We start from the raw sequence: 7,319 nt of genomic DNA, 5'->3' as shown, positions 1-7,319 counted from the left end.
ATAAAGTCCGATATCAAAAAATTCGCGTGTTAGTCTAGTATTTTTTGTTCGAATCCTTTGTACATATATATTAACATCGCGTTCATCGAAAACGGTAAGACTAGAAATATTTCCATGAATGGGTGCCTTTCCTGAGCCGTTGATGTAGGGGGTTAATCGAATTTTCATCCAGTGGTTTACGACAGTTTCAAATTGAAAAATTATACTCTCCCAATATTCCCATGGAGATTTTTTTAGTTGTGTCCTTAAGATGTCATCATCATGATAAAATCCTTCAATCTTTTTTAGTTCAGCATGTTCTTGTTCACATAATTTTTTAATGTAATTAAGTATTCCAAAATCACTCGCTTCAAATGGAAAATTACTATTCTCAAATATAGGTTTGATATCTTCAAAGAATTCATGAGTTTTTACAAACTGGAATAGTTTAGGCTGTTTCATATTACAAGATAATTAGAAATTAGTGAGTATGAGCCGATCAAATAAAGTAAGGCAACTACTGTAGGTGCTTTTTTGTGAGAGCGATTGAGCTAAAGAGAATTATCCAAGACTGGAGATAGCTACTTCGGAAAAACGATGGGTTGAATAAATTGGATAAGTGTTCTTAACTGGCTTTGCTTAGTTGTCTTTGATTGAGCTGTTTGATCAAATGCTTACAGGCTGTTAAAACATGCCTTTCTTCAATCATACTGTTATAAGGACCATAGAATTGTCCTTGTTTCCAAATGACATTATTGTTACTGCGCAAAGCATACAGTTCAAGGGTAGCCGTTCCTTCAGGGTAATCAACATGAAATAGCATGATATCCTGATTGATGGAATTATACACAAAAGTTCGATTGCCTACACAATGTTTCATTTGAATACCTTCTTTGATTAAGGTTTTCGGAGTATTGAGTAAATTAAACTCCACCTGATTAATCTGATAAGAGTGTTGAACTCCTTGATAGAATTGCAAATCTGGTTCGAATCCATGCAAATCTCGTTGTAAGATTCGTTGATCATGCCACAGCTCAGAGCGTTCAATCAGGTTCGCTAATTTATGTTTTGTCGTTAGAACAATAGCGTTATGATTGACATAATCCAGTAAGGTGTGTATATGCTGATTAATGATACGGGTTTGCTTTATGACGCTCCAACTTTTTCTTACAGAATTGTTGAATAAACAAAATAAGATCATGAAGTTGTTGTAGATCCTTTCATCTTCAAAAGCGCCTTGGTCACTATAGCGTTCGAAATAATCTTTAACCTGTTCTATTGCAGTTGATTTTAAATTTGTACTCTGATCAAGGAAGGTCAAATATTGAGAAGGCTTTTTCATCTTCCGGCTGTTGGCCATACGTTTTATGTTGGTATGATGGTATTGGCCATGTACTATTTTTTTCCACTGTTGGTGGCTGACGCCCTGACCAATCAGATGTTTCTTAATGTGATGGTAGATGGCTGATGTTAATTTGAATCCTTTCTTATTGTAAAAAGCAGCAATTAGCAAGAAGAGTTGTTTGTTTTCTTCTCGGAGTTGACAAAGTAGAGCGTAATTCTTTACAACGTAATTGTATTGTCCTATAGTAAAAGCGTTACCAAATAGATAATAACAGCAAGCAGCATATTGGTTCTCAATTTGATCCCAAACATACTTACCCAAGTACTTACCTCTAGCTTCTTTGGTTTTGAATATATTGTGTTTGTAAATACGTTGCACACGTAATTGGCCTAAGTGCATGCCGTAATCTTCATCTTTGTTTCCATTGTGGTAATTAACTACGTCTACTTTAGAAAGATCAAGTTTACTTAAGGCCTTGACTTGCATCATATCTTTTCTAATCTGTAGATCCATTTCATCTAAAAAATAATCGTAAATCGCAGAAATGAATTTGAGTTTAGAGTCATTTTTTGCACTACCATAAGTACGCATTTGATTGAACAAACGGCTAAGTTTGGCTCGCAGCGTTTTGTCAGCACAGGTGACAACAAATCCTCGATGGTTGTGAACTATTTTAATATCAAGATATTGAAAATCTAAAATCCGTTCCTTGATTTCAAGGTGTAGCGCTTTGGGTGGTCGGTGTTTTTTGTATGAAGCTCTAATGGAACGGAATACTTCTGTTCGAAGAGCTCGTCCTCCATTTTCGATGTTTAGGTGAACACCATCATATTCTTTTTTAACTGTAGCTATAGGGTAATTCATATAGGTTGGTGATTATTTACATTTTTCTATAGTTTTCTTTCATCAGCTCAGAGGTGATCCCAAGATAGTCACGGGTATGTTCAGTTGATTCGTGGCCAACCATTTTGGAAGCGATCTGGAGTCCTTCATCAGACTTGTTATGAAGGTCGGCCCAAATATGTCTAACGAAGGTTTTCCTGAGTGTATGAGAGGACGGCTGTTGGGTATCAATCTTGGCTTTTCTCAAAAACCGTTTGAAAGACTCATTGAATTGCCGCGTGGAAATAGGAGCCATAGGCTCATCTTGTTTATGCAGGACCAGGTGATGCAAGTTGATCGGATTGACTTTGGTAAAGTTGGCCTGTACCATGGCAATCAATGTTGCATTGAAGTGAACTTCACGTGCTCGATCTACTTTGAACTGGTAGAGATCCATTTCGGTTTTACCCACAATGTCTGACCAGCTGATGTTCAAAAACTCTTTGGCTCTGGGGCCAATGAAACCACCGACCGCGATCAGGGTGTGGTAACGCAAGAGCCGGTCACGCTTAGAGACGGCTTTGGTTCTGGAGTACTCGGCCTCCAGGTAAGCGAGTAGTTTTAAAAATTCTTCTTGCCAAAGCAAGGGACGGGTGGGCTTTTGGCCTTCACTCATATTTCAATTCTGTTTTCTTCACACCTTATAATAGGAAAGGCTATGCCTTCAAAGCTACAACAAAAATAATCCACTATTTCTATAAAAACAGTCCACTTTTCCTTTTTTGTTTCGAAAAAGTGGACTACTTTTGAAAAGAAGTTATTTAACGCCCTGCTGAAGGGGTTTTAAAATAGTCCACTCAGTAGAGAAGTGGATTAGATTTTCAAGCGAAAAAAATATGAGACAGACCTTTAAAAAAGTGAATATCGAGCTGACCGAAAATGATCTGGAGCTGCAAAGGGAAGGATGGAAGAAAGGGGACCGGATCAAAGCCGAGCAGGAATTCATCGACGGCCAAGCCAAACCTACTGTTTGGTTTGGTGGCAAAGGCCGGGCAATTAATTGTATGGCCTCGATAGGGGAGAATTGCAGAATCATTGAAACAAAAAATCCAAAAAGAAAATGATGAAGACCTTTTATTTACTCGTGTTGATTACTTGGATGATAGGTTGTTCTTATGAGCACGATGCCAAATACAATTTGAAAATCGAAGAGTTTCGAAATGATTATGGACAGGGATATTTTAGCCTGAGTCAAAGACTCTATGATTATGACGGTTCACTGGATTGGTATGAAGTCGCTTTTTATCAAACCAGGGACAGTGCTCAGCTTAAATATGATTCACTGGTGGCCGAATATGTATTGGCGGAAAAAGTCAGATTCAGAAAACAATAAATTCAACTTAAAATTATACAAATGTTAAATCTAATCTTAGCACAGGCATTTATTACCGAACAAATATTGGAGAAGTCAAGTAGCTCTCACTCTGATTTTTTTGATAACCTGTTTTTTTATGTCATTGGTATGGTCATATTATCCATTCTGCTTGCCTTGGTAACAAGACCTAAAGCTTTTGACTATTATGTTATTGAATACAAATCGGAATCCTCTGGAGAGATTGAAACCATCGAGGCCGATAAGTACAAAATTGAATTGGTAGATAATGCCAATGGTTCTTATTCAGGTTTTTTGTCTTCGGGTAGCTATAAAGCCGGTGACTCGGTGTTAAAGATATGGGGCAGGAATGGAGAGAAGATGATGATGGATGAAAAGCAGCTTTTTAGTATCTTAGGGGTAAGATTAGATCCTGAAACAGATAAATCAACACAAACCGAAATCAATCCTAACTATGCATAAGCGCTCATTCAAATGGCTTACCGTACCCATGCTATTGGTCATGTTTTTCAATAGTCAAAACAAAGAGGTACTGATCGTGTTGGCTGCCATTTCCGGCGTGATCGCATGGCTGGCCCTATTTGATCAAAAGGTGTTATGGTATGAAAAGCTGTCAGCTGTTGTACTGTTTAGCTTGATGACTTTTGCCTATTGGTTTGTAGATCATCCAGCCTATACCAATAAAGGCGCTGCAGATATTTTGATCTATACCCAAATATTGGATGATCCTATTGATACGGTGGTCTTTATTAATAATGCTGAACCAGGCAGTTTCAAATTCTATTTGAAAAAGAACCCTCGTGAAATCCATTGGTACAACGATCTAGGCATGAGGGTGATTAATCTGACCGAATATAATACCCATTATAAGGTGTCGGTAATGAGTGATAAGGAAAAGGATCTGTTTAAGTAATAAATAAATACAAGATGGACAATTGGAAATGTTGATTATGACAAAGAAAAAACCAGAGATATTTATTGTAGATGACTACCCGACAGTATCAATTGACGGTAAGAAAGGAAAATTAGTTATTGGAAAAGCCGGAAAAGGAAAATCTATAATTGGAGATTCATTAGACAAACTTGCTAAAGAAGGATGGGACTCTCTTAATAATGAAGAGAAAAAAGTACTTGAAGATTTGAAAGTCGGTTTTCCAATGTACGAACAGCTGATCGAAGAGGCAATTAAAAAATCTTCTCCTCGGGAAAATTCTTAAATAAACGATCATGAAAGAATTTATAGAAGAACATAGGAGCATTTTAGCTGTACAAAGTTTTCTCAAATGGTGTTTCAACTTCCGTTCAGAGGATATTGATAAATTATGTTCTGAATCCAAGGAATTTAAGCGTGTATGGGAAAAATATATTGTACCATCGACTAAAGGTTCAATGACTGTTGATTATTTGAAGATGGTAGAAGTGTTGTTTGAAAAGGTTTCCTTTAAGACAATGCAAAAGGTCATGGATATTGCCTTACGAAGATATGAGGAAGAAGAAGCAAATCGTCTCGAATTTGCTTTGGAGATCCAGCGAAAGCAGGAAGAAATGTTATCCTCAAATGGGGGGAATTCACAATAAGACAAAACACTTCACTAATCAGGGAAGTGGAGTAAGTCACTAACGAAAAGTAATATGGATAAAGACTTAGAAAATGTCATGAATGACATGTTTGATCAAGCCCGAAAGAAAAATAGTGAGCCCGTGATTATTAGTCCAAATGGGAACAAAACCATTTCTGAATTTCTTGGAGAAGGGATAGATATGCTTAATATGGCAAGTCCAGATTTGAAAAAGGAATATTCTGCTTTGGTGAAACAGATTGAGAAGAACGAATTGTCGCATGATGAATCAGAGAAACGAATGAGGGGCTTGGTTGAAAGAATAGTAAATTATTCTTCTGAAGGGGGGAATTGAAAATAAATGTTGGAGACAAGGGCAAATTATGTCACACTTTCAGCATTATATAGTAGATCAAAAATATGATTAAAATGAAAATTACAAGAATAGTAGTATGGTTAATGGCCTCAATAGTTAAGGGCTTCTTTTTTGTTTCCGGTGCAATTGTTTTGTGGGCAATTTTAGCTGCATACGATATGACAGAAGCTGTTAATATTCCGGCTGGAAAATTAGAAATGAAGGATTTGTTACCATTCATTAAAGTGATATGGATGTCGAGTCTGATATTTGGTTTTATTGCACTTGCTTATGATATCGTCTATAAAAATAGAATAGATATTAAAGACCGTAGGATTATTGTTAATATCTAAATCCTCTCCAGGGGGAATTGAAAGTACCACAAAACAAACCACAGAATGGAATTAAATTATAGAAGGCTTAAAATGATTCTAGAAAAGTATCACCAAACGAAACTTTGAAACGACCTAATGAACCAGTCAGATAATAACGGAAAGGCATTACATTCTTTGGTTAGGATTTTCAATCATGATCTTGATAATGTTATTGAAAAGCTTAAGAATCCTGAAAACAGTAACATGTTTGATAAGAAGGATAGTGACGCTCAGAAGATATCACAATTAGGAAGCAGATTGTGTAATAATTCTGATTGGGATGGAATCAAGCCAGGCAAAGATGAAGAGTTTATTGAGGACTTGAAAAAAATGAAAGATTTGTTTTTGTCAATGAGTCAGAACCTCTGGAAAACAGAAAGTAGTACAAAACGAAGATTGCCATGAGTACAACAGATTACAAAAGTGAAACGGTAGAAGTGGATTATTTAGCAGGTCTTGATAAAGAGGATGCTGAATTATTGATAGGAAAAACAATCAAAAAAGTCATCAATTCTGAATACCACTTAAAGCTTGTTTTCATAGATAATACTGAACTTGATATCAACGGACACAGTTATGAAGACAGCTCCTTAGATGTTGAATTGACGATCTGACCAAACGGTCAATTTGAATGAATAAGATGAGTCAAATATTTAAGAATAGATTTTTTTGGATAATCTACTTAACATGGGTTGCATTTTCTTTCTTAACTTTTAGTACATCCGATGTTGGGCTTGGAATGTTCGAAATGATGTATTCAATTATTCTGCCATTTACAATTGTATTAAGTGGTTTTTATTTTATGGTAAAGTCTAATTAATCGAAGAATTATGAGCTCAAAAATTGAATTAAGACACAGACTTAAATGTGAGCAGGATGTAATTATCTACGCAAAGGAGTTGTCTGCAAACAACTCAACTGTAGCAGCCAATATTAGTTTAGTAATGGAATATATGGAGGCACAATTAGAAATTGGAAAACCATCTAATAGTGTTTGTGCAGATGTTAAAATGCGTCTTGATAAATTAGTCAAAGTCTAATTAAAAGAACCTAATTAAGATGTTGCAACATCCATATAAATACAAAGATTTTAATCATGGTCTTTTGATGATTGGCGGTTGCCTTATGTGGTATTTGAATTCAAATCTTTGGTTCATATTGGGGACATGGCTAATGATAATGGCAGCAACATTTGAGGCATTTAGATGTCATCGATATGAAAATGGAAAAGGAATGATTAGAGTTTTTATACTTTCTGCTTTTTTATGGATTGGCCTACTTGTTAGTGATTATAGTGAAAACCAAACAGAAAACAGGATCGAATACTTAGTTCTAGGTGACCACATGTTAGCAACATCTTGGATAATCAATAGCCTAGTTGGATTATGGATTTTGGCAAACATTGCTGAAATAACTATTTCGATTATTAATAGAACCAAAAAAGTATCGTAAAAAGAACCTAATAACGATAGATGAGTACCATAAAACGAGG

Annotated in this window: 15 protein-coding genes; 12 read left to right on the top strand and 3 right to left on the bottom strand. The window is 35.8% G+C overall.

All coding sequences use genetic code 11. The annotated features are described in order from the left end of the window. The 3 genes from ABJH98_RS18130 to ABJH98_RS18120 all read right to left on the bottom strand — a co-directional run. A partial coding sequence (locus tag ABJH98_RS18130) for a hypothetical protein (protein ID WP_348309191.1) occupies nucleotides 1–441 on the bottom strand: 441 nt, incomplete at its 3' end. Nucleotides 442–604: 163 nt separating this feature from the next. After that, on the bottom strand, nucleotides 605–2,188 hold the full coding sequence (locus ABJH98_RS18125) for a hypothetical protein (RefSeq protein WP_348309190.1): 1,584 nt from the start codon (nucleotides 2,186–2,188) through the stop codon (nucleotides 605–607). 16 nt (nucleotides 2,189–2,204) lie between these two features. Then, entirely contained in the window at nucleotides 2,205–2,822 is a 618-nt protein-coding gene (locus ABJH98_RS18120; protein WP_348309189.1) for a tyrosine-type recombinase/integrase, read from the bottom strand. A 220-nt stretch (nucleotides 2,823–3,042) separates the two neighbouring features. Here ABJH98_RS18120 and ABJH98_RS18115 point away from each other — a divergent pair, with 220 nt between their 5' ends. From ABJH98_RS18115 to ABJH98_RS18060, 12 genes are all read left to right on the top strand, one after another. After that, the gene (locus ABJH98_RS18115) at nucleotides 3,043–3,270 is read left to right on the top strand and encodes a hypothetical protein (protein ID WP_348309188.1); all 228 of its coding nucleotides are present in this window, start codon (nucleotides 3,043–3,045) and stop codon (nucleotides 3,268–3,270) included. Beyond that, nucleotides 3,267–3,539: a hypothetical protein gene (locus ABJH98_RS18110; RefSeq protein WP_348309187.1), complete on the top strand. Its 273-nt coding sequence runs from the start codon at nucleotides 3,267–3,269 to the stop codon at nucleotides 3,537–3,539. Before ABJH98_RS18115 ends, ABJH98_RS18110 begins: the two co-directional genes overlap by 4 nt. A 21-nt stretch (nucleotides 3,540–3,560) precedes the next feature. Next, nucleotides 3,561–4,001: a hypothetical protein gene (locus ABJH98_RS18105; RefSeq protein WP_348309186.1), complete on the top strand. Its 441-nt coding sequence runs from the start codon at nucleotides 3,561–3,563 to the stop codon at nucleotides 3,999–4,001. Continuing rightward, on the top strand, nucleotides 3,994–4,452 hold the full coding sequence (locus ABJH98_RS18100; protein WP_348309185.1) for a hypothetical protein: 459 nt from the start codon (nucleotides 3,994–3,996) through the stop codon (nucleotides 4,450–4,452). Before ABJH98_RS18105 ends, ABJH98_RS18100 begins: the two co-directional genes overlap by 8 nt. A gap of 37 nt (nucleotides 4,453–4,489) precedes the next feature. After that, complete coding sequence (locus ABJH98_RS18095; RefSeq protein ID WP_348309184.1) at nucleotides 4,490–4,756, top strand: hypothetical protein; 267 nt, start codon at nucleotides 4,490–4,492, stop codon at nucleotides 4,754–4,756. A gap of 10 nt (nucleotides 4,757–4,766) precedes the next feature. After that, complete coding sequence (locus tag ABJH98_RS18090; RefSeq protein ID WP_348309183.1) at nucleotides 4,767–5,117, top strand: hypothetical protein; 351 nt, start codon at nucleotides 4,767–4,769, stop codon at nucleotides 5,115–5,117. A gap of 54 nt (nucleotides 5,118–5,171) precedes the next feature. Beyond that, the gene (locus ABJH98_RS18085; RefSeq protein WP_348309182.1) at nucleotides 5,172–5,453 is read left to right on the top strand and encodes a hypothetical protein; all 282 of its coding nucleotides are present in this window, start codon (nucleotides 5,172–5,174) and stop codon (nucleotides 5,451–5,453) included. Between the two features lie 74 nt (nucleotides 5,454–5,527). Then, a complete protein-coding gene (locus ABJH98_RS18080; protein WP_348309181.1) occupies nucleotides 5,528–5,806 on the top strand; it encodes a hypothetical protein in 279 nt (92 codons plus the stop codon). Nucleotides 5,807–5,923: 117 nt separating this feature from the next. Then, entirely contained in the window at nucleotides 5,924–6,232 is a 309-nt protein-coding gene (locus tag ABJH98_RS18075) for a hypothetical protein (RefSeq protein ID WP_348309180.1), read from the top strand. After that, complete coding sequence (locus tag ABJH98_RS18070; protein WP_348309179.1) at nucleotides 6,229–6,441, top strand: hypothetical protein; 213 nt, start codon at nucleotides 6,229–6,231, stop codon at nucleotides 6,439–6,441. Before ABJH98_RS18075 ends, ABJH98_RS18070 begins: the two co-directional genes overlap by 4 nt. 216 nt (nucleotides 6,442–6,657) lie before the next feature. Then, nucleotides 6,658–6,867 (top strand): hypothetical protein, encoded by a 210-nt coding sequence (locus ABJH98_RS18065; protein WP_348309178.1) that lies wholly within the window; start codon nucleotides 6,658–6,660, stop codon nucleotides 6,865–6,867. 19 nt (nucleotides 6,868–6,886) lie between these two features. After that, nucleotides 6,887–7,279 (top strand): hypothetical protein, encoded by a 393-nt coding sequence (locus ABJH98_RS18060; protein WP_348309177.1) that lies wholly within the window; start codon nucleotides 6,887–6,889, stop codon nucleotides 7,277–7,279. Nucleotides 7,280–7,319 lie beyond the last annotated feature (40 nt).

The organism is Reichenbachiella sp. (assembly GCF_039969095.1).
GTDB lineage: Bacteria > Bacteroidota > Bacteroidia > Cytophagales > Cyclobacteriaceae > Reichenbachiella.
This window is presented reverse-complemented; position numbering and strand designations above follow the sequence as displayed.

Excerpts from the sequence above, each read along its gene's own strand:
- ABJH98_RS18125 (WP_348309190.1), bottom strand. The coding sequence starts at position 2,188 with ATGAATTACCCTATAGCTACAGTTAAAAAAGAATATGATGGTGTTCAC.
- ABJH98_RS18120 (WP_348309189.1), bottom strand. The coding sequence starts at position 2,822 with ATGAGTGAAGGCCAAAAGCCCACCCGTCCCTTGCTTTGGCAAGAAGAA.
- ABJH98_RS18115 (WP_348309188.1), top strand. The coding sequence starts at position 3,043 with ATGAGACAGACCTTTAAAAAAGTGAATATCGAGCTGACCGAAAATGAT.
- ABJH98_RS18110 (WP_348309187.1), top strand. The coding sequence starts at position 3,267 with ATGATGAAGACCTTTTATTTACTCGTGTTGATTACTTGGATGATAGGT.
- ABJH98_RS18105 (WP_348309186.1), top strand. The coding sequence starts at position 3,561 with ATGTTAAATCTAATCTTAGCACAGGCATTTATTACCGAACAAATATTG.
- ABJH98_RS18100 (WP_348309185.1), top strand. The coding sequence starts at position 3,994 with ATGCATAAGCGCTCATTCAAATGGCTTACCGTACCCATGCTATTGGTC.
- ABJH98_RS18095 (WP_348309184.1), top strand. The coding sequence starts at position 4,490 with ATGACAAAGAAAAAACCAGAGATATTTATTGTAGATGACTACCCGACA.
- ABJH98_RS18090 (WP_348309183.1), top strand. The coding sequence starts at position 4,767 with ATGAAAGAATTTATAGAAGAACATAGGAGCATTTTAGCTGTACAAAGT.
- ABJH98_RS18085 (WP_348309182.1), top strand. The coding sequence starts at position 5,172 with ATGGATAAAGACTTAGAAAATGTCATGAATGACATGTTTGATCAAGCC.
- ABJH98_RS18080 (WP_348309181.1), top strand. The coding sequence starts at position 5,528 with ATGAAAATTACAAGAATAGTAGTATGGTTAATGGCCTCAATAGTTAAG.
- ABJH98_RS18075 (WP_348309180.1), top strand. The coding sequence starts at position 5,924 with ATGAACCAGTCAGATAATAACGGAAAGGCATTACATTCTTTGGTTAGG.
- ABJH98_RS18070 (WP_348309179.1), top strand. The coding sequence starts at position 6,229 with ATGAGTACAACAGATTACAAAAGTGAAACGGTAGAAGTGGATTATTTA.
- ABJH98_RS18065 (WP_348309178.1), top strand. The coding sequence starts at position 6,658 with ATGAGCTCAAAAATTGAATTAAGACACAGACTTAAATGTGAGCAGGAT.
- ABJH98_RS18060 (WP_348309177.1), top strand. The coding sequence starts at position 6,887 with ATGTTGCAACATCCATATAAATACAAAGATTTTAATCATGGTCTTTTG.